Source organism: Microbacterium endophyticum (assembly GCF_011047135.1).
In the GTDB taxonomy this organism is placed as follows: Bacteria; Actinomycetota; Actinomycetes; order Actinomycetales; family Microbacteriaceae; genus Microbacterium; species Microbacterium endophyticum.
On the sequence record NZ_CP049255.1, the window covers coordinates 1,462,114 to 1,481,515 of the forward strand.

General features: G+C 59.8%; 19 protein-coding genes and 2 tRNA genes. 11 read left to right on the plus strand and 10 right to left on the minus strand.

Going from position 1 to position 19,402, the window contains the following annotated elements:
* The first annotated feature begins 81 nt into the window (after positions 1-81).
* The 6 genes from gyrB (at position 82) to G6N83_RS06790 (ending at position 5,846) form a co-directional block, all read left to right on the plus strand.
* Complete coding sequence (gene gyrB / locus G6N83_RS06765; protein WP_165140567.1) at positions 82-2,118, plus strand: DNA topoisomerase (ATP-hydrolyzing) subunit B; 2,037 nt, start codon at positions 82-84, stop codon at positions 2,116-2,118.
* A gap of 29 nt (positions 2,119-2,147) precedes the next feature.
* On the plus strand, positions 2,148-4,700 hold the full coding sequence (gene gyrA, locus G6N83_RS06770; RefSeq protein ID WP_165140569.1) for a DNA gyrase subunit A: 2,553 nt from the start codon (positions 2,148-2,150) through the stop codon (positions 4,698-4,700).
* Positions 4,697-5,101, plus strand: a complete 405-nt coding sequence (locus G6N83_RS06775; RefSeq protein ID WP_165140571.1) for a DUF3566 domain-containing protein — start codon at positions 4,697-4,699, stop codon at positions 5,099-5,101. The genes gyrA and G6N83_RS06775 overlap by 4 nt, the downstream gene beginning before the upstream one ends.
* A gap of 84 nt (positions 5,102-5,185) precedes the next feature.
* Positions 5,186-5,259: transfer RNA gene (locus G6N83_RS06780), tRNA-Ile, on the plus strand.
* A 12-nt stretch (positions 5,260-5,271) separates the two neighbouring features.
* Positions 5,272-5,344 (plus strand) — tRNA-Ala (locus G6N83_RS06785).
* A gap of 73 nt (positions 5,345-5,417) precedes the next feature.
* Entirely contained in the window at positions 5,418-5,846 is a 429-nt protein-coding gene (locus G6N83_RS06790) for an NUDIX hydrolase (protein ID WP_165140573.1), read from the plus strand.
* Here the strand turns inward: G6N83_RS06790 and G6N83_RS06795 are convergent, their stop codons facing one another.
* Entirely contained in the window at positions 5,847-6,341 is a 495-nt protein-coding gene (locus G6N83_RS06795; RefSeq protein WP_165140575.1) for an aminoacyl-tRNA deacylase, read from the minus strand.
* Between the two features lie 8 nt (positions 6,342-6,349).
* Positions 6,350-6,934: a DNA helicase gene (locus tag G6N83_RS06800; RefSeq protein ID WP_165140577.1), complete on the minus strand. Its 585-nt coding sequence runs from the start codon at positions 6,932-6,934 to the stop codon at positions 6,350-6,352.
* Positions 6,935-7,036: 102 nt separating this feature from the next.
* Between G6N83_RS06800 and G6N83_RS06805 the strand changes: the two genes are divergently transcribed.
* Positions 7,037-7,594 (plus strand): peptidylprolyl isomerase, encoded by a 558-nt coding sequence (locus tag G6N83_RS06805; protein ID WP_165140579.1) that lies wholly within the window; start codon positions 7,037-7,039, stop codon positions 7,592-7,594.
* A 9-nt stretch (positions 7,595-7,603) separates the two neighbouring features.
* A complete protein-coding gene (locus tag G6N83_RS06810; RefSeq protein WP_165140581.1) occupies positions 7,604-8,485 on the plus strand; it encodes a rhomboid family intramembrane serine protease in 882 nt (293 codons plus the stop codon).
* Between the two features lie 88 nt (positions 8,486-8,573).
* Here the strand turns inward: G6N83_RS06810 and G6N83_RS06815 are convergent, their stop codons facing one another.
* The gene (locus G6N83_RS06815) at positions 8,574-8,813 is read right to left on the minus strand and encodes a cell division protein CrgA (protein WP_165140583.1); all 240 of its coding nucleotides are present in this window, start codon (positions 8,811-8,813) and stop codon (positions 8,574-8,576) included.
* 54 nt (positions 8,814-8,867) lie between these two features.
* Between G6N83_RS06815 and G6N83_RS06820 the strand changes: the two genes are divergently transcribed.
* From G6N83_RS06820 to G6N83_RS06830, 3 genes are read left to right on the plus strand one after another with little or no spacing between them, the layout of a single operon-like run.
* Positions 8,868-9,665, plus strand: a complete 798-nt coding sequence (locus G6N83_RS06820; protein ID WP_165140585.1) for a class E sortase — start codon at positions 8,868-8,870, stop codon at positions 9,663-9,665.
* A complete protein-coding gene (locus G6N83_RS06825) occupies positions 9,665-9,820 on the plus strand; it encodes a hypothetical protein (protein WP_165140587.1) in 156 nt (51 codons plus the stop codon). The genes G6N83_RS06820 and G6N83_RS06825 overlap by 1 nt, the downstream gene beginning before the upstream one ends.
* A 10-nt stretch (positions 9,821-9,830) precedes the next feature.
* Positions 9,831-10,463, plus strand: a complete 633-nt coding sequence (locus G6N83_RS06830; RefSeq protein WP_165140589.1) for an anthranilate synthase component II — start codon at positions 9,831-9,833, stop codon at positions 10,461-10,463.
* 4 nt (positions 10,464-10,467) lie between these two features.
* Here G6N83_RS06830 and pknB read toward each other — a convergent pair whose 3' ends face one another.
* From pknB to G6N83_RS06865, 7 genes are all read right to left on the minus strand, one after another.
* Positions 10,468-12,159, minus strand: a complete 1,692-nt coding sequence (pknB, locus tag G6N83_RS06835) for a Stk1 family PASTA domain-containing Ser/Thr kinase (protein ID WP_165143227.1) — start codon at positions 12,157-12,159, stop codon at positions 10,468-10,470.
* Positions 12,160-12,237: 78 nt separating this feature from the next.
* On the minus strand, positions 12,238-13,980 hold the full coding sequence (locus tag G6N83_RS06840; protein WP_165140591.1) for a serine/threonine-protein kinase: 1,743 nt from the start codon (positions 13,978-13,980) through the stop codon (positions 12,238-12,240).
* The gene (locus tag G6N83_RS06845) at positions 13,977-15,434 is read right to left on the minus strand and encodes a peptidoglycan D,D-transpeptidase FtsI family protein (RefSeq protein ID WP_165140593.1); all 1,458 of its coding nucleotides are present in this window, start codon (positions 15,432-15,434) and stop codon (positions 13,977-13,979) included. The genes G6N83_RS06840 and G6N83_RS06845 overlap by 4 nt, the downstream gene beginning before the upstream one ends.
* Complete coding sequence (locus G6N83_RS06850) at positions 15,431-16,822, minus strand: FtsW/RodA/SpoVE family cell cycle protein (protein WP_165140595.1); 1,392 nt, start codon at positions 16,820-16,822, stop codon at positions 15,431-15,433. Before G6N83_RS06850 ends, G6N83_RS06845 begins: the two co-directional genes overlap by 4 nt.
* Positions 16,819-18,057 (minus strand): Stp1/IreP family PP2C-type Ser/Thr phosphatase, encoded by a 1,239-nt coding sequence (locus tag G6N83_RS06855; protein ID WP_165140597.1) that lies wholly within the window; start codon positions 18,055-18,057, stop codon positions 16,819-16,821. Before G6N83_RS06855 ends, G6N83_RS06850 begins: the two co-directional genes overlap by 4 nt.
* Positions 18,058-18,069: 12 nt before the next feature.
* Positions 18,070-18,603: an FHA domain-containing protein FhaB/FipA gene (locus G6N83_RS06860; RefSeq protein ID WP_165140599.1), complete on the minus strand. Its 534-nt coding sequence runs from the start codon at positions 18,601-18,603 to the stop codon at positions 18,070-18,072.
* The gene (locus tag G6N83_RS06865) at positions 18,600-19,343 is read right to left on the minus strand and encodes an FhaA domain-containing protein (protein ID WP_165140601.1); all 744 of its coding nucleotides are present in this window, start codon (positions 19,341-19,343) and stop codon (positions 18,600-18,602) included. The genes G6N83_RS06860 and G6N83_RS06865 overlap by 4 nt, the downstream gene beginning before the upstream one ends.
* Positions 19,344-19,402: the final 59 nt, after the last annotated feature.

Below are 19,402 nucleotides of genomic sequence, written 5' to 3' on the forward strand. Positions count from 1 at the left end.
GACCGCACAATGCCGCGGTAAGGCGCTCCGCTTGATAGGGTGGGGGTGACCCGCCCATCGATTCGGAGCGCTCGAAAACACATGACGTCAGACAATTCAGCAAGCGTTCCTCAAGAACCCGAATCAGCGGTCCCCGTCGACGAACGCCACGCATATGGAGCTGATGAGATCCAGGTGCTCGAAGGACTCGAGGCCGTTCGTAAGCGCCCGGGTATGTACATCGGTTCGACGGGAGAGCGGGGTCTTCACCACCTCGTCTACGAGATTGTCGACAACTCTGTTGATGAAGCCCTCGCGGGTTACTGCGATGCGATCGAAGTAACCATTCTTGAAGATGGCGCCGTACGAGTGGTCGACAATGGGCGAGGCATCCCTGTCGACATGCACCGTACGGAAGGTAAATCAACTCTTGAAGTTGTCTTGACGGTCCTTCACGCAGGTGGAAAATTCGGCGGCGGCGGGTATGCCGTCTCTGGTGGGCTTCACGGCGTTGGCTCATCGGTCGTGAATGCTCTGTCTTCGAAGCTCGAAGTTGAGGTCCGTCGCCAGGGCCACGTATGGCGCCAGACTTACCGAGACGGCGGCAACCCGGTCTCTCCTATCGTCCAGGGCGAAGAGTCCGATCTCACAGGAACCACGATCACGTTCTGGCCTGATGAGACGATTTTCGACACCGTCGATTTCGACTACGACACCCTGCGTACTCGGTTTCAGCAGATGGCGTTTTTGAACAAGGGCCTTCGAATCACTCTGAGTGACGAGCGCGAGAATGCTGTCGCGGTAGAAGAAGAGGCCGGCGAGGAGGTCGTCCGTCAGCGTCACGACAGCTTCCTCTACGAACGCGGTCTGGTCGACTATGTCGAATACCTCAACAAGATGCGTAAAAGCGAGGTTGTCAACGAAGACATCATCGATTTTGAGTCTGAAGACACCGAGCGGAAGATCGCGCTCGAAATGGCCATGCAGTGGACCACGAGCTATACCGAGAGCGTATTTACCTTCGCGAACACCATCAACACGCACGAGGGTGGAACCCATGAGGAAGGCTTCCGTGCTGCACTCACCGCCCTCGTCAACAAATACGCGCGCGCTCAGGGTCTTCTGAAAGAGAAGGACGACAACCTCACGGGCGATGATGTTCGCGAGGGACTTACCGCGGTCATCTCGGTGAAGCTGTCGGAGCCGCAGTTCGAGGGCCAGACGAAGACGAAGCTCGGAAACACCGAGGCAAAAGCGTACGTCCAGAAGGCAGTGGGAGATCGCCTCGGCGACTGGTTTGCGCGTAACCCCTCACAGGCCAAAAACGTTGTGCGTAAGGGAATTGACGCCGCAAACGCTCGCATGGCAGCACGCAAGGCACGCGAAACCGCGCGGCGCAAGAGCGTCTTCGAATCGGCAGCGATGCCCGACAAATTGAAGGATTGCACGAGCAAGGATCCCTCTATCAGTGAGATCTTCCTCGTCGAGGGCGACTCGGCCGGCGGTTCTGCGGTGCAGGGACGCGATCCACACACTCAGGCGATCCTTGCGCTTCGAGGAAAGATCCTGAACGTCGAACGCGCGCGTCTCGATCGCGCCCTCGGCAATAAAGAAGTTCAGGCAATGATCTCGGCGTTCGGCACCGGTATTGGTGAAGAATTCACGATTGAGAAGGCGCGATATCACAAGATCGTGTTGATGGCTGATGCTGACGTTGACGGTCAGCACATCACAACTCTGCTTCTGACACTTCTGTTCAGATATATGCGAGGTCTGATCGAAGCAGGCTACGTGTACCTCGCCCAACCTCCGCTGTTCCGCTTGAAGTGGTCGAACTCGCCTCACGAATACGTCTTCAGCGATCAAGAGCGCGACGCGCTGCTGGCCGATGGGCTCGCGTCGGGCAAACGCATCCCGAAGGACAGCGGCATCCAGCGCTACAAGGGTCTCGGCGAGATGAATGCCAAAGAACTGTGGGAAACGACGATGGATGCCGAAACCCGGACGCTCCGTCAGGTCACCATCGACGATGCTGCAGCGGCAGACGAAATTTTCACCATCTTGATGGGCGAAGACGTGGAATCGCGTCGGAGCTTCATCCAGCGCAACGCCAAGGACGTTCGCTTCCTCGACATTTGATCGAGCAGCGACAGAACTGAGAACGAGATATGGCTGACGAAGAGCGCCCCGAGCCCATTCACAACCACGGAAATATCGACCAGGTCGATCTCCAAGCTGAGATGCAGCGGAGCTATCTCGACTACGCGATGAGTGTCATCGTTGGTCGAGCGCTCCCGCGCGTAGAAGATGGTTTGAAGCCCGTGCACCGCCGCGTGATCTACGGAATGTACGACGGTGGCTTCCGGCCCGATAAGTCATTCTCGAAGTGCGCGCGCGTTGTCGGAGAAGTGATGGGGCAGTATCACCCGCACGGTGACTCTCCCATCTACGACGCACTCGTACGTCTCGTACAACCTTGGTCGCTGCGGTATCCGCTCGCGCTGGGACAGGGAAACTTCGGCTCCCCCGGTAACCAGGGCGCCGCGGCTCCTCGTTACACCGAGACCAAGATGGCTCCACTCGCGCTCGAGATGGTGCGCGACATCGAAGAAGACACCGTCGATTTTGAAGACAACTACGACGGTCAGACGCAGGAGCCGGTCGTACTTCCGGCGCGTTTCCCGAACCTTCTGGTCAATGGGTCTGTGGGAATCGCTGTCGGAATGGCAACGAACATTCCGCCCCACAACCTTCGGGAAGTCTCGAACGGTGCGCTGTGGGCTCTCGAAAACCCGGATGCCTCGCGTCAAGAGCTGCTTGAAGCTCTGATGGCGCGGATTCCGGGGCCGGACTTCCCTACCGGTGCGCAGATTCTCGGCGTGCGCGGCGTCCGTGAGGCATATCGCACGGGCCGCGGTTCGATCACCATGCGCGCCGTCGTCAATGTGGAAGAGCTCCAGGGCAGAAACTGCCTCGTTATCACCGAGCTCCCGTATCAGGTCAACCCCGATAACGTCGCGGTCAAGATCAGTGATCTTGCTCGCGAAGGTAAGATCACGGGCATCGCTGACATTCGCGATGAGACATCAGACCGTACGGGTCAGCGCCTGGTGATTGTCCTGAAGCGTGACGCTGTCGCGAAGGTTGTTCTCAACAACCTGTACAAGCACACGCAGCTGCAGGAGAACTTCGGCGCGAACATGCTCGCCATCGTTGATGGCGTCCCCCGAACCCTCCCCCTCGACGGCTTCATCTCGCACTGGATCACGCACCAGATCACGGTCATCGTCCGGCGCACGACATATCGTCTGCGCAAGGCAGAAGAACGTATGCACATCTTGCGCGCGTACCTCAAGGCTCTTGATGCGCTCGACGAGGTCATTGCCCTCATCCGGCGCTCCCCCACGGTCGACGAGGCTCGAACCGGGCTGAAGAGCCTGCTTGAGATCGACGAGATTCAGGCCGATGCGATTCTGGCAATGCAACTTCGTCGTCTGGCAGCCCTCGAGCGCCAGAAGATCATCGATGAGGCTACGGACCTCGAGGCGCAGATCGCTGACTTCCAAGCCATCTTGGCTGATCCGGAGCGGCAGCGATCGATTGTCCGAGAAGAGCTGAGCGAGATCGTCGCGAAGTTCGGAGATGATCGTCGTACCGAGATCATGCCTGGTTTCGACGGTGACATGTCGATCGAAGATCTCATCCCTGAGGAAGAGATGGTGTTGACCGTCACGCGTGACGGCTACATCAAGAGGACACGCAGCGACAACTACCGCTCACAACACCGTGGCGGCCGTGGCGTCAAGGGCGCTCAGTTGCGTTCTGACGACGTTGTGGAGCACTTTTTCGTCACGACAACACACCACTGGTTGCTGTTCTTCACCAACCGCGGACGCGTCTACCGTGCCAAGACCTATGAGGTGCCAGAGGCTGGGCGCGATGCCAAGGGTCAGCATGTCGCTAACTTGCTCGCACTGCAGCCCGATGAAGAGATCGCGCAGATCCTCGATATTCGAGACTACGAGGTTGCACCGTACCTGGTTCTTGCGACCAGGGGCGGTCTCGTGAAGAAGACACGCCTGACCGAATACGACACGAACCGGCAGGGCGGAGTCATAGCGATCCGCCTGCGCGAGGGTGACGAAGTTACGAGTGCCCTTCTTGTCGACGAGGGAGATGACGTATTCCTGATCAGCCGCCACGGCATGTCTCTGCGCTTTACGGCGACGGACGAGTCGCTTCGGCCGATGGGACGCGCAACCGAAGGCGTCAAGGGAATGTCGTTCCGCAATGATGACTCGCTGCTGTCGGCGTCGGTTGTCTCCGAAAATGGATTCGTCTTTGTCGTCACCGAAGGTGGGTACGCAAAACGCACGTCTGTTGACCAATATCGCACGCAGAGCCGCGGTGGCTTGGGGATTAAAGTCGCACGTTTGAATGATGATCGCGGCAACCTTGCCGGCGGTTTGATCGCTGCTGCAGAGGACGAGGTCTTGGTGGTTCTTGGCAGCGGCAAGGTGGTACGCTCTGCCGTGGCTGAGGTGCCAGCGAAGGGACGCGACACGATGGGTGTTGTTTTTGCCCGAGTCGGTGCAAATGACAAGATCATTGCCATCGCACGGAACTCTGAGCGTGGTCTCGCTGATGAATCTCAGCCTTCAGCCGAGGAAGGCGCAACGGACGCCACCGATCCCATCCCCGAGGAAAGCACTGACGAATGAGCACGGTAGCCGACAAGCTTGCAAAGAAGTCGGGCAGTAAAACTGCCGCAAAGCAGGTACGCCTGCGCCTTGTGTACATCGACTTCTGGTCGGCGGTGAAGCTGTCATTTCTCGCAGCTGTAGCTCTCGCTATCGTGACAGTCGTTACCTTCTTCTTGATCTACATGATCGTGCAGACAACGGGACTCATCGACAAAGGTGATGAGATTTTCCAGAGCGTCGCCGAGGGTGGGGCGTCACTGCGTGACTTCATTGGACTCCCGCAAGTCATGGCGTTTGCTGCCGTGGTCGCCATACTCAACCTTGTGGTTGTGACGGTGCTCGGGGCCGTCGTCGCGGGTATCTACAACCTTGCTGTCAAGGTGACGGGCGGTCTTTTGGTGGGTTTCACCTCCAACTAGATCGACTCCTCGACACGATTAGTAAAAACCCTCTTCCTTCAGGTAAAGTCTTGGAGGTTGACGGTGAGAATCGTCAAGAAAAACGGGGCTATAGCTCAGGCGGTTAGAGCGCTTCACTGATAATGAAGAGGTCCCTGGTTCAAGTCCAGGTAGCCCCACCCCGTTTCCCGGGGGCCTTAGCTCAGTTGGTAGAGCGCCTGCTTTGCAAGCAGGATGTCAGGAGTTCGAATCTCCTAGGCTCCACAATACTTTTTCCCAGGCGAGAGAGATCTCGGTGCGCGTCGCATCTATGCCACTCGCATTTAGGCTGAGTGGCATGGATATCCGGGTTGCGGCATACGCGGTCGTTGTTGATGACGAGGATCGCGTGCTTCTTGCGCACTGGCGCGAGGCGCATCACTCGTCGTGGACAATGCCCGGTGGCGGCCTAGAGCCCGGCGAGGACCCTGTCGTTGCCGCACGTCGCGAAGTGTGGGAAGAGACCGGCTACGACGTTGAAATCGGTGATCTGCTAGGAATTGACTCTCGAGTCATCCCGGCGCGTAAACGCATCACATCCGGTGCGAACGCACCGCTCCATACGCTACGTATCGTCTACCGTGCACGCATCACGGGAGGCGAGCTCCGCAATGAAATCGGGGGATCCACCGATCGTGCCGGCTGGTTTGAGCGCTCGCACATCGCGACGATGAACAGAGTGTCACTCGTTGATATCGCGCTATCCCTGGCGAGTAAAGGTCTGTGATCAGCATGCCGCGGGCGCTTCAGTGCTGATATCCGCGACGGTAGCGCTGAGTGCCGGTAAGAGGGCATTCGCGTCGACGAACATGCTGTAGCCATGAGCACCGGCTCCTAGCGCGACACGGCGGTTTCTTATCCGCTCGTCGGCGAAGACGGGCCAAGGATGTGTACTTCCGAGCGGCACAATTGTGCCGCGCTCATAACCTGTCGCAGCAAGCGCGACAGTGGCCGGGGGAAGCTGCAGCTTGTTTACACCCACGGCCGCTCGGAGCTTCGGCCACGAGATCACTCGATCTCCGGGAATAAGAGCAAAAACAAAGGTGTCATCGCTGCGCTTGACGACAAGCGTTTTGATGATGTCACCCGGCTCGATGTGCAACGCAGCCGCGGCAGCCGTGAGGCTATCGGCGGGCGGACGAGCGATGAAAGTGACGTCGAGGCCTAAAACGGCCGCCGCCTCGCCAACGCGTTGCGTCGGCGAGGCGGAAGGCTCGGTCATATTACTGCTCACGCATCAGGGGCGCGAAGCGGGTCGTCAGCAACCCACAACTCGTCATCTGCGCGAAGCGTCTGCCACGCGGCATACAAAATTCCTGCTGCTGCGAAGACACCCAGAATGATGGCGATGACGCCACCGGCGCCAATGCCCTTCTGCTGAGGTTCGAGAGCTGACAGCTTTGCTGACAGCTTCTTAGACGCCTTCTTGCCGTACTTGTCAGCAAGCTTCTGGTACTTCTTCGCATCGGGAAGAGCGAGACCCTTGCCAGCGGCGATGCGCTGACGAGTGTCGTTCGCGGCATCCCACACTGACAGTGCCGATCCCACCACCGAACCGGTGACGGGAACAACCTTGTCGCTCAGGACGTGCTTGGAGTACTTGACGCCGCGGTCAACATACGGCGCGGCGTAGCGATCGTATGAAGCCTGGACGGCAGGTGCCACCTGTTCGCGACCGAAGTATCCGAGTTGACGGCTGGCTTCGCGCGCGACGTCAGCAGCCTCCCCCACGATCACTTGTTGCGATCCCCACACCCTGTTGGCATGGTCTTGAAGCTTGCGGAGCTCTTTCTTGCGCTTGCGGCTGAGGCTCACGACGTGTCCTCCCTCTCGCTGGGGGTAGTTGGTGTCCCCATCTTGCCAGACCTCACAGGTAGAAACGGCAGGGCTTGCTGCCAACTCTGAGAGAATGTATGTATGCCTGCACATACCGCTGTCGCGACCTTGCACACCAACCACGGCGACATCGTCGTCAACCTCTTCGGAGATCACGCACCCCGCACGGTGCAGAACTTCATCGGTCTCTCCGATGGAACGACCTCCTGGACGAATCCCGCCACCGGTCAGCCCGGTGAAGGAGCGCTCTACAGCGACGTCGTTTTCCACCGCATCATTCCGAACTTCATGATCCAGGGTGGAGATCCCCTCGGTCAGGGTACGGGTGGCCCCGGCTACAACTTCAACGACGAGATTCACCCCGAACTCACGTTCGAGGCGCCGTACAAGCTGGCCATGGCTAACGCTGGTCTGCGTCGGAACGCGATCACCGGGGCTGCTGAAGGAACGAACGGCTCGCAGTTCTTCATCACCACCGACCCGACACCGTGGCTCCAGGGCAAGCACAGCATCTTCGGTGAAGTAGCGGACGATGCATCGCGTGCTGTTGTGGATGCGATTGCTGCGGTTCCGACGGCTGCTGGCGACCGCCCGGTTTCCCCGGTCGTGCTCTCCTCGGTCGACATCGAAACCGTCTGATTCCCGGCCGTGACCTCGACCGAGTTCACTCGAAACACCGAGAACTTTTGCTATCGGCATCCCGATCGCCAGAGTTTTGTGCTGTGTCAACGGTGCCTGCGAACGATCTGCCCTGAGTGTCAGACGCAAGCAGCGGTCGGGGTCATCTGCCCGGAGTGCTTACAAGAGCAACAGCGCGCCCAGACGCCGGCGCAGCGCACCGCGCAGCGCCGCTGGAATCGCCGTCCGTCTCGCGGTGGTGTCGTCGCCGTCGGCGGGCGCCCGGTCGTCACCTATTCGATCATCGGAGTGACGGCGGCTGTCTTTCTTCTGCAGCTCCTCACCGGAAACGCGATCGACCAGTGGCTCGCGTTCTATGCGCCCTGGCTCTACCCCAGCGTTAGCGGTGTTTTCGAGCCGTGGCGAGTGCTCACCGGGGCCCTCGTCCATTCCGGCTTCTGGCACATCGGGCTGAATATGCTCGCGCTCTGGATGATAGGAAGATCCCTTGAGCCGCTCCTTGGGCGTTGGCGTTTCCTGACGCTCTATGTCGTGGGAGCGCTGGGTGGCTCTGTTGCCGTGGCGCTCTTGGCGTTCACGACACCCGTGGTCGGGGCATCCGGAGCGATCTTTGCTCTGTTCGGGGCGCTCGTCGTGATCGGCCGACACATCGGAGCCGAAGTCACCGGCATCATGATCGTGCTGGGAATCAACCTCGTGATCGGCTTTTTGCCTGGGTTCGGTATCTCCTGGCAGGCGCACGTCGGTGGTCTTGTCGCCGGGGCTCTGCTCGGTCTCATCTACGCGCGGACGCGTCGAGCTTCGCAACGTGGATGGCAGATAGCTCTGACCATTCTGCTCGTTGCAGTGCTGATCGGTCTACTCGCGCTCGCGCCCGTGATCTGGGTATAACAAGAGTTATCCACAGGTTCATCCACATATGGGGATGAATCACACCGGTGTAATTCGGTGTTCTCACGCTGTTGCGCGAGAAGTCACCTCAACGCCATCTTGTGGTCATCAAGAACCCGATAAAGGCGATGCCGAAGCCAATTACGAGATTCCATGCACCGATTCCAGGAATGGGGAAGAGGGTGCCACTCAGGTAGAAGACGAGCACCCACACGAGTCCTACCAGCATCAAGCCGAGCATGATGGGCTTGAACCACACAGGGTTGGGTGCGGCTTCGCCGGATGGGCGTTCTTCGAACTGATCGTCGTCCTTCACGGGTCGTGCCATGCAGTCATTGTATCGGGCAGAGTCCGTTCAGTTTGCTCAGGTTAGAATCCAGCTGTGACGGATGTCGAGAACGCACCTCTTCGACGCGATCGCACGCGTCCTTCCACGCGTCGTCCGCGTCGTCGAACGAGTGTGCTCGGTGTGATCGGTGAGCTCTTCATCACTGTCGGGCTCATCGCTCTGCTTTACGTTGCGTGGCAGATGTGGATCGGCGATCTCATCTACGGTGCGGAGGCATCGACAGAAGCACAAAATCTCTCCGAGCAATGGCAACAGGACTACGAGGAGTCTTCACCGGTCAGCCCGTCACCTTCGGAAACTGCTGAAGCGCCAGTGACGACTGTTGATCCTGTAGTGCTCCCAATTGCGGCGGATGCTGAGACTTTCGGGACGATATACGTCCCGAGATTCGGCTCGGACTACGCGTACGAAGTTGCTGGTGGGGTTACGCGCGCACGTACCCTCGACACTGTCCGCGTTGGTCACTATTCAGATACTCCGATGCCGGGGGCGGTGGGAAACGTTTCGCTCGCGGGTCACCGCACGACGTACGGCGCCCCCTTCAATCAGATCGCTGACTTGCATGTGGGCGATGCGATTGTGATCGAGGTCCCCGAGGGCTGGTACACGTACCGGTTCCGTACGCTCGAATACGTCACTCCGGACTCAAGCGATGTGTTGCTACCAGTGCCCCAACAGGAGGGCGTCGAGGCGAATGGTCGTTACCTGACCATGACAAGCTGTAGCCCGATGTACAACCTGACGGAGCGCATTATTGCGTACAGCGTTTTCGAATCGTTTACTCCACGAAGCGCGGGCGCGCCGGCGTCACTTACCGAAGGAATCAGCTGATGTACGGGGCGCTTTGGCGAATTCTTCCGGGGCCCTGGTGGCTTCGCGTCATCCTTCTTTTGATGCTCCTCGCCGCCGTGGTGTACGGACTCTTCTTCTACGTATTTCCTTGGGTGAGCACCTTCGTGAACCCGCAGGAGGTCACGGTCGAGTGAGCGCGGAGTCGTGACGGCGCGAGTGCTGGTTGTCGACAATCACGACAGCTTCGTCCACACTCTCTGCGGTTATCTCGAAGAACTCGGCGCCATCGTCGATCTCGTTGAAGCTGACACTCTGTCGCCGGCTGACATCCGCACGATGTGCGAGCAGTACACCGCAGTCGTCATTTCTCCAGGACCGGGTGCGCCCGAAGCTGCCGTGTCGTCACTCGAGGTCGCCGCGGTTGCGGCGCAGGCTGGAACACCGGTTTTGGGCGTGTGCCTCGGACATCAAGTGATCGCGGTTGCGTTCGGAGCCGATGTCTCACACGCTGATGAGCTCGTGCACGGGATGACGTCGCCGATCCATCACACCGGTGAGGGAATCTTCGCTGGCATCCCGTCTCCTTTTGAGGCCACCAGGTACCACTCGCTCACGGTTGATCCAGAAACTCTCGGCGAAGAACTTCGCACGACAGCTCGTACCGAATCCGGCGTGATCATGGGAATCACACACCGCAGACTCCCTATACAGGGCGTGCAGTTTCACCCCGAAAGCGTTCTTACCGAGTACGGCTATCTTCTTCTCGGTAACTGGCTCGAGTCTGTGGGCGTCGCCGGGGCGGCCGGTCGAGGCGCAGTACTCAGACCGCTGAGGTGACTGTTTAGCCGGAGCAGGACGTGAGTGTCACGGTGGAGTGAATGCCGACCTCACCGGGCGCGAGTGACTGCACAGACACCGTTCGGGGGTTCGTAGCTGCACACTCGGGATCGTCAGCAGTTTCGACGAGCAGTCCGAGATCTTCCAACCCTCGCGTTGCCGCGTCGATCGTGTATCCCGTGACGTCAACCAAGACCACTCGGCCGGTCGCCACAACCATGTTCACGATAGTGCCGGGAGGAACCTCACTCGCGGCGCGGACCGACGCGGACATGACAATTCCCGCCGAAAGCTCCGCGTCATTTTGAGGTGTGATGGTGCCGACTTTCAGACCCGCTGCCTCGAGCGCCGCACGAGCATCAGTTTCAGTAAGACCTTCGAGAGTTGGCACCGTTGCAAGCTCTTGGCCGATCGAGACATAGACAGTGACTGTTTCTCCTGGTGTCACTGTCACTCCAGCCGCGGGATCTGTCCGGATGACGTTTCCTTCGGCGACGCTATTGCTCGACTCTTTACGAGTCAGTGTCTCGAGATCTTCATCTTCGAGCGTTGTCACCGCTCGGTCTGCCGCCATCTGCGACACATCAGGAATGACGCGTGACGATTCCGGTACCGATTCACCGCGGGGCAGTGAAACCACCCAGATCAACACCGAGATCAACAACACAGCGAGCACTGCAACGCCGGCCCAAATCCAAGCGACAGGTGGCCCCGCTTGCGTGCGTGGCATCGTGGTGTCAGTGGAGAGCTGGCGGAGAGAACGAGCAGTTTCCGCAGCGTGACGGGGGTTGGGGCCATAAAGTTCGCTGGTGAGCGTGCCTAACTGGCGCTTGGATGGACTCTTGCCCTCTACTGCGGCGACGAGAGCCGCACGGAAACTCGCGGCATCCTGAAAGCGCTGGTAAGGATCTTTTGCGAGTGCTCGCAGCACGAGAGCATCGAGTCCACGGGGGATGTCCTCGACGATCTCAGAGGGTGCGACAGGGGCCTCGCTCACGTGCTGATAAGCGACAGCAACGGGAGATTCGCCACGGAAAGGCTGTCGGCCTGTCAACAGCTCGTACAGCACAACACCGGTCGAGTAGAGGTCGGCTCGGGTGTCCACCGACTCGCCCTTGGCTTGTTCTGGTGAAAAATAAGCGGCAGTACCAAGAATCGTCGTCGTTTCCGCGACGGTCGACGACGAGTCGGATACCGCGCGAGCGATACCGAAATCCATCACTTTCACGTTGCCCGAGGCCGTGATCATGACGTTTCCGGGCTTGATGTCGCGGTGAACGACACCCGCCCGGTGCGAGTACTCGAGTGCCTCAAGGATTCCATCTGCGTAACTCAAAGAGTCGCTGAGGGGGACAGGACCACTCGCGATGATGTTCTTCAATAGCTCACCGTGGACGAGTTCCATCACAATGTATGGGACTGGCACTGTCTTGCCCTCGGCGTCGACTTCGGAGTCTTCACCCGCGTCGAACACTCGAACGATCGAGGGATGCGCCATGCGGGACGCCGCTTGCGCTTCAAGCCGAAAACGCGTGCGAAACGCGGAATCAGCGGCGAGCTCAGGCTTCAAAAGCTTGATCGCTACTTCACGGCCAAGTGTTGCGTCATACCCCCGGTAGACACTCGCCATGCCGCCAATTCCGATGAGTTCATCTACCCGGTAGCGCTCGGAAAGCAGTCGCGGATCAGCTGTCACGGTCACTCCCTGGGTGGATCGTATTCAGCCTAACGGACGACTGCTGAGGGTATGCCCAACCGATATATCGGTTGCGTATCAGGGCGTTGATGCCGACGGTGATGATGACGGATCTGGTGCGGGCTCGGGTGCTTGCACCTGAAGCGTCGCTTCACCTGAAGTCGGCGACGTGCGTGCTTCAGTGCTCGAACCGCCGGAGCAGGTCACCGTGTAGTTGACGATCACCGTTTGGCCTTCGGTGCCCGTGATCTGCAGATCTGCACTGCGCTCACCGGAACCGAAGCTCGCCGTGGACTGCCCCGTGGTCGGAAACACGCCGTTTGTGGCGGTGAACTCGTATGAGCTCACCGCTCCCGTACCCGATGGGCAGGTGTAGCCGGCCCACGTTACCTGCACCGATGTTCCGGTCACGGCGGTGTCAGGCATCGAGGGTGCGCTCGGTGCTTCGAGCTCAACCTCACCGGCGTAAACAGTGAGCTTGATGATCGTGCCTTCGGGAACATTTCCCGTGGGGTTGACCTCGTAGACGACGCCGACGCTTTCCGCGTTGGGCGCGCTGTTGCCGGTAGTGCAATCAGCCGCAAGTCCGGCCTCGTCGAGCCGAGCCGAGGCGTCGTCGCACGTCAGGCCCTCGAGGCCCAATGCGTTCACGCTCACTGTTGACTCCGATGGTGTCGAACTCGGGGTCGTCTTCGAAGGAGCAGGCTTCGACGTCGAGGCTGAGGCTGTGGGGTCGGCATCGCCACCCTGACCGCCGAAGATAGCGAAAACGGTGCCACCCAAGACAATAAGCAGGAGAGCCACCAGCGCGACTAGCGGCCACGTCCAGGGGCTGCGCTTCTTCTTTTTTACGGGCTCTCCCGTTGCAGCATCCGCGTCAGCGCTCGGCATCAGCTGAGTGGCGGCCCCCGTTGCTCCCGCGGCGGTGAGCAGCTGAGTTGCCGCGTCTGTTTCGAGAACACCATCGGCGACGGCTGGGACTGCACTTGCGGCTGCTGCTACGTCGCCTCGACGGAGAGCTGCCGCGGCACGAGAGACGGCGGCAGCAGTCGATGGACGCTCCTCGGGCTTCTTCGTGATCATCGCCATGACGAGGTTCCGCACCGGCGCGGCGATCGTCGGCGGCAGCGGCGGTGCCTGCTCGTTAATTTGAGCCATCGCGATGGCTACTTGCGATTCTCCTGTGAAGGGACGTTTGCCTGCGAGGCACTCGTACGCAACGATTCCGAGAGAGTAGATATCGGTCGAAGGGGATGCTGGGTGGCCAGATGCCTGCTCAGGCGAGAGGTACTGCACGGTACCCATGACTTGACCGGTCGCGGTGAGCGGAACCTGATCGGCGATGCGGGCGATGCCGAAGTCGGTGATCTTGACCCGGCCGTCCGGCGTGATCAGCAAGTTTCCGGGTTTGATGTCTCGGTGCACGAGTCCCGCGGCGTGCGCGGCTTGGAGTGCGGCCGCTGTTTGAGCGACGATGTCGAGTGTCTTGTCGCTCGACAAAGAACCGTCGCGCTCCAGCACAGTCGAGAGAGCTTCGCCGGGGACAAGTTCCATGACGAGGAAAGCGCTACCGTTTTCTTCGCCGTAATCGAAGACGCTCGCTATGCCCTCGTGATTGACGAGTGCGGCGTGGCGAGCCTCCGCGCGGAAACGCTCGAGGAAGCCGGGATCGCCCATGTATTCGTCTTTGAGGATCTTGATGGCGACGGTACGGCCAATGACGTGGTCGTTGGCCTCCCACACTTCACCCATGCCGCCGATTGCGATCCGCGAGTCAAGCTCATAGCGGCCGCCGAAGGTCACACCCTGTGTCGGTCTCATTTACCTAGCACCGCCTCCATGACCTTTTTCGCGATGGGCGCCGCGATCGTATTTCCCGTGCCCGTTTGTCCTTGCCCGCCACCGTCTTCAATGACGACCGCAACAGCAACCTCGGGATCGTCTGCGGGCGCAAAGCCGGTAAACCACAAGGTGTATGGGTCATCTGACCCATTCTCTGCAGTACCGGTCTTACCGGCCACCTTGACGCCATCTATTCTTGCATTCGATGCGGCACCGTTATCGACATTCGCGATCATCATTTGCACCATCTCCGTGGCGAGGTCCTCATCGAGTGCCCTGCCATATTCGCTATCTTCGTAGGTTTTCTGAACCGAAAGGTCGGGAGCGATGACCTCGTCGACCATCCGTGGATTCATCACGACGCCGTCATTCGCGATGCCGGCGGAAACCATCGCCATCTGCAAGGGTGTTGCCCGCACATCGCCCTGCCCGAAGCCGGTGAGTGCCGTCTTGTCCGCGCTGAGACCGGTCGGGTAAGTCGATGCAGTCGACTCGAGCGGGAGTGAGAATGACGAATTAAATCCATACTTCTCGGCCTCTTCGAGGATCGTGTCATCGCCTAATTCCACCGCGAGTTGAGCCATCGGGATGTTGCAGCTCAGCCGCAAAGCGTCAGCAATGGTCACTGTCTCGCCACCACCACACGTCCCGCCGCCAGCATTTCGAATCGATGTACTGGTTCCAGGCAGGGTGTACGTTGCGAGGTTGGGGAGGGTTGACTCGGGAGTGAAGTCGCCGGAAGCAAGAGCAGCAGAAACGACAACGAGCTTGAAGGTCGAGCCAGGGGGGTTCAGATTTCCGGCGATAGCGCGGTTGTAAAGCGGATGATTCACTGCCGCATCGAGGTCGGCATACGTCGCTTGCACAGCCTCGGTATCGTGCGAGGCGAGGAGATTGGTGTCGTAACTCGGAGACGAAGCCATAGCGAGAATGCGACCGGTTGATGGCTCTATTGCAATCACCGCACCCTGTTGATCACCCAGTGCCTCGTAGGCTGCACGCTGCACATCGGCGTCCAACGACAGCACGACATTTGACCCCTGCGGTGACTGCCCGGTGAAAATCTGCTCGATACGATCGAGAAACTGTGAGCCGCCGGTACCGGAGAGTTCCTGGTTCATCGACTGCTCGATACCTGTTGCTGAGCCCAAGGCGGGGTTGATGTACCCGGTCACGGGCGCCCACATCTCAGCATCCGTATAAACCCGCTGCCAGCTGAACACGTCGTCGGATTGCTCAGACGACGCGATGGCACTCCCACTCGCGATAATCGATCCGCGCTGAACCTCGTACGAATCGTAGAGGGCGCGAGTGTTTCGGTCGTTGTCGGCGAGTGAGTCTGATTCGACCACCTGGATCCAGCTCGTTGAGCCGAACAGCACGAGGAACATGGCCAGCATCAGGATGCTGAGCCGTTTCAGTTCTTTCGTCATCCGATCACCGCTCTCGGCCGGGTACGGACGGAGTCTGAGATGCGGAGAAGTATTGCAACGATCAACCAGTTTGCGATGAGAGACGAGCCGCCAGCTGCCAAGAACGGCGTGGTGAGACCCGTGAGTGGGATGACACGGGTGACTCCACCGACCATGATGAACACCTGCAGAGCGACCGTGAAAGACAATCCTGTGGCCAGAAGCTTGCCGAAGTCGTCTTGACCGGCAATTCCGATTCGAAGTCCGCGGCTGGCAAGAACCATGTACAGACACAGGATTGCGAACACTCCAACGAGCCCGAGTTCTTCACCGAGGCTCGGCAAGATGTAGTCGCTCTGCGAAAGCGGTGTCAGGTAGGGCCGGCCCTGGCCGAGTCCCGTGCCGATGAGTCCGCCGTGTGCGAGCCCGAAAATGCCCTGCACAAGTTGGTAACTGCCACCCGATGCATCGATGACGTCAGGGTTGAAGGCATCCAGCCAGTTCTTGAAGCGCCAGCCGACGTAGGTGAGGACTTGCGACGCCAACAGCGCGCCGATGACGGCAAGGCTGAGGCCGATCAGAACCCAGCTCGTTTTGCCCGTCGCGACGTACAGCATCGCGACGAACATGCCGAAGATGAGGAGACCGGTGCCCAGGTCGCGTTGCAGCACGATCGTGCCGAGCGAGACCAACCAGATCACCAGCAGGGGGCCGAGCTCGCGCGCTCGAGGCCACGTCATCCCCAAAAAGCGCGTGCCGACCGAGGTCAGGCTTTCGCGCGTGCGCACGAGGTATCCGGCGAAGAAGATTGCGAGCGCAATCTTGGCGAGTTCGCCAGGCTGGAACGAGAAGAACCCGAGTGAGACCCAAACATCCGCGTTCGCATCGGTACCGAGGCCGGGAATGAAAGGCAAAATCAGAAGCGCGACACCCGCGAAACCCGCAACGTAGGTGTAGCGGAAGAGGACACGGTAGTTGCGAAGGAAGAGAACGACGGCGATCGCGAGCACCAGTGCAATCGTTGTCCAGGCGAGTTGCTTTATCGCGAAAGAATCCCAGCCGTCGGCACCGTTCGCGATGTCGATGCGATAGATCATTGCAATGCCGAGGCCCGTGAGGAGCGTCGCGATCGGGAGCAGGAACGGATCGGCATCACGCGCGAAGATGCGCAGCAGGATGTGGATGACGAGTGTGAGTACTGAGACGCCGCCGCCATAGATCAGGAAGCTTGCGTCTATCGCACCGAGGGCTCCCAATTGAACAAGCGCCACCGCGCCGGCATTGATGACGAACGCGAAGAGCAACAGCCACATCTCGCGATTGCGAAGCGTCTGAGGCACTCTGATTTTGCGAAGTGCTCGCAGGACCGCGGTGTCGGCGGCGGGTGCGTCTGAAACGGGCGCGGTCATCCGGCAGCCTCCTCTTGCGGTTCTAGGCGGTCGACGATCAGCTTGGCGTCGGAGAGCGAACGCGCCGAGATCGTGTTCTCAACCTTGTTTCGGTCGAAGTCGCTGAGGTCGGCCAGTGCGATATCGGTCTCTTCGTACGGGCTCGAAAGCGCGATGGGGCCGATGCTTTGCTGCACGCCGCGATAGATGACGACCGAGTCGTCATCTGCGCCGACGTAATAACGGGTCTGTGACCAGCTGTACCCCGCGAAAAGAGCTGCGGCGATGGCCGCAAGCACGAGCACGAGGCCAGCGATCCAGACACCGCGACGCCGCCGCGCGCGACGGCGGTCTTCATCGATCAGCTCTTCGAGATACTCCGGAGCCGGCTCGAAATGCGACGGCTCGTTGGCTGCTTGCCGCGCCGGGTGGAGCCAAGAAGATCGGCCGGGACGTGCCGCTGGTACCTCAATACCGACGGGATTCGATGCCGAACCCACCACGGTAGGCGTTCCAGACACGACAGGATGTTGTCCGCCAACGTCGACCAGCACGATGGTGACGTTGTCTGGTGCGCCCGCATCGAGAGCAAGCTTCAGTAGTGCATCAGCGGTGGCGCCCGGGGCGAGGGCGTTTTCGAGGACTTTCGAGGTGTGCGCGTCATCGACGACGCCGCACAGCCCGTCTGAGCACAGCAACCATCGGTCACCGGGCTGCGTAGGCATGATGAACGTGTCGACCTCGGGGTCGGGATCCATGTCTCCCAGTACTCGCATGAGTACAGAACGCCGCGGGTGGTAACGAGCTTCTTCAGGGGTGATTCGGCCGGAATCGACGAGCCGCTGCACGAAAGTGTGATCCGTCGTGATCTGCGTGAGCGTGTTGTCACGGTAGAGATAGATGCGGGAGTCGCCGATATGCGCGATGACGGCATAATTTTCGACCATGATGAGCGCGCTGACGGTCGTGCCCATCCCCGCAAGCTCGGGCTTGACCTGAACTGTGTCGATGATGTCGCCTGCGGTATCGACAATCGCGGTTTGCAGCGCGTGCTCGGCGTCGGACGTCGAGCCGTAGGGATGATCAAGATCTTCGAGGCGGTGCACGGCCAGGCTTGATGCGACATCGCCGCCCGCGTGACCGCCCATGCCGTCGGCGACGACAAACAGATTCGAGCCGGAATAGCCCGAATCTTGGTTGTTCGCGCGCACCTTCCCGGTGTGGGAAAGTGCTGCACTCGAGCCTTGGAAAACCATCGAGGAGGTCCGCTACTTCCGCAGTTCGAAGGTGGTCGCTCCGACTTTGAGTGGCGCACCGGCGGTGATCGGAACGGGTGAGGTCACTCGTTCTCCGTCATGCCATGAACCATTTGTTGAGTCCAGATCCTGAAACATCCACTGATCGCCCCACAACAGAAGGCGCGCGTGATGACTCGATGTGTAATCGTCGCGGATGACGAGTCCAGATTCGCTCGAGCGCCCGATCGTGAGCGGCTCGGTGCCCAGGGGGATTTCAAGACCGGTCTTAGGTCCGCTTGTTATCACGATGCGCGAAACGCTTTCGGCTGTGGCCTTCTCGCGTCGCCCGTTCTTTTCTCTGGAAGGGGCCGGAGGCGAGGCGACCGGTGCTGTCGCATCTTTGGCACCCGATATCGGTGCGGCTGGCGCGGCTGCGGGCTGGGGCATCCGTCGCACCTTTGCGCCGAACAGGTCGGCGCGAAGAGAGTAGACGACAGCGAAGACGAAGAACCACAGCAGCAGCAGAAAACCGATGCGAAGCAGGAGAAGAGTGAGCTCACTCATGCGAGCGGACCTCCTTCTTCTGGTGTGAAGACTCGCGTGGCATCGGAGACACCGTCCGCGGTGGGCCGGCGCGGTGTCGTTTGCGGCACGACGCGGAAGACAATATTGGTGCGCCCGATTGTGACGGTCGAATCAGGCGTAAGGCCCGCTTCTTTCACGGGGTTCCCATTGAGCTTCGTGCCATTTGTCGACTGCAGGTCACGCACCATGGCGCGCTCCCCATCCCACAGAATTTCTACGTGGCGGCGGCTTGTACCAGTGTCGGCAATCGTGATGTCTGCGTCACTCCCGCGGCCGATGACAGTGCGCGCTGCGGATAGCGGATGACGAGTGCCTGCGATATCGACGACCGCTTTCCAAGAGACTCGGCCTTCTGCGGATTGCGAATCAACTCGCAGCGTTCCAGTCGAAAGCGAATCATCGCGTGCCACTGTGATTGAAACGGGCCCGGCAAACGAGTATCCCTGCGATGTCGCGTGTTTTTGGACGAGGGCGTTGAGTTCGTCACCAAGAGCCGGGCCGAGCGCACTCATCTTGGCGTCATCGGCGGCAGAGAGCCGCACGTCGAAAGAGTTGGGAACGAGGATGCGTTCGCGGCTGACCACGGCCGCTTTCTTGTCCATCTCGCTCTTGAGGGCAGAGGCGATCTCCACGGGCTGGATGCCGCTGCGAAAGGTCTTCGCGAAGGCGCCGTTAACGGCGCGTTCGAGACCTTTCTCGAAACTGTCAAGTAGTCCCACGTGACTCCTCAGGCAGGCGATCGGTGGCTATATCGTAGTTGGCTCGGCTGAATGCGGGG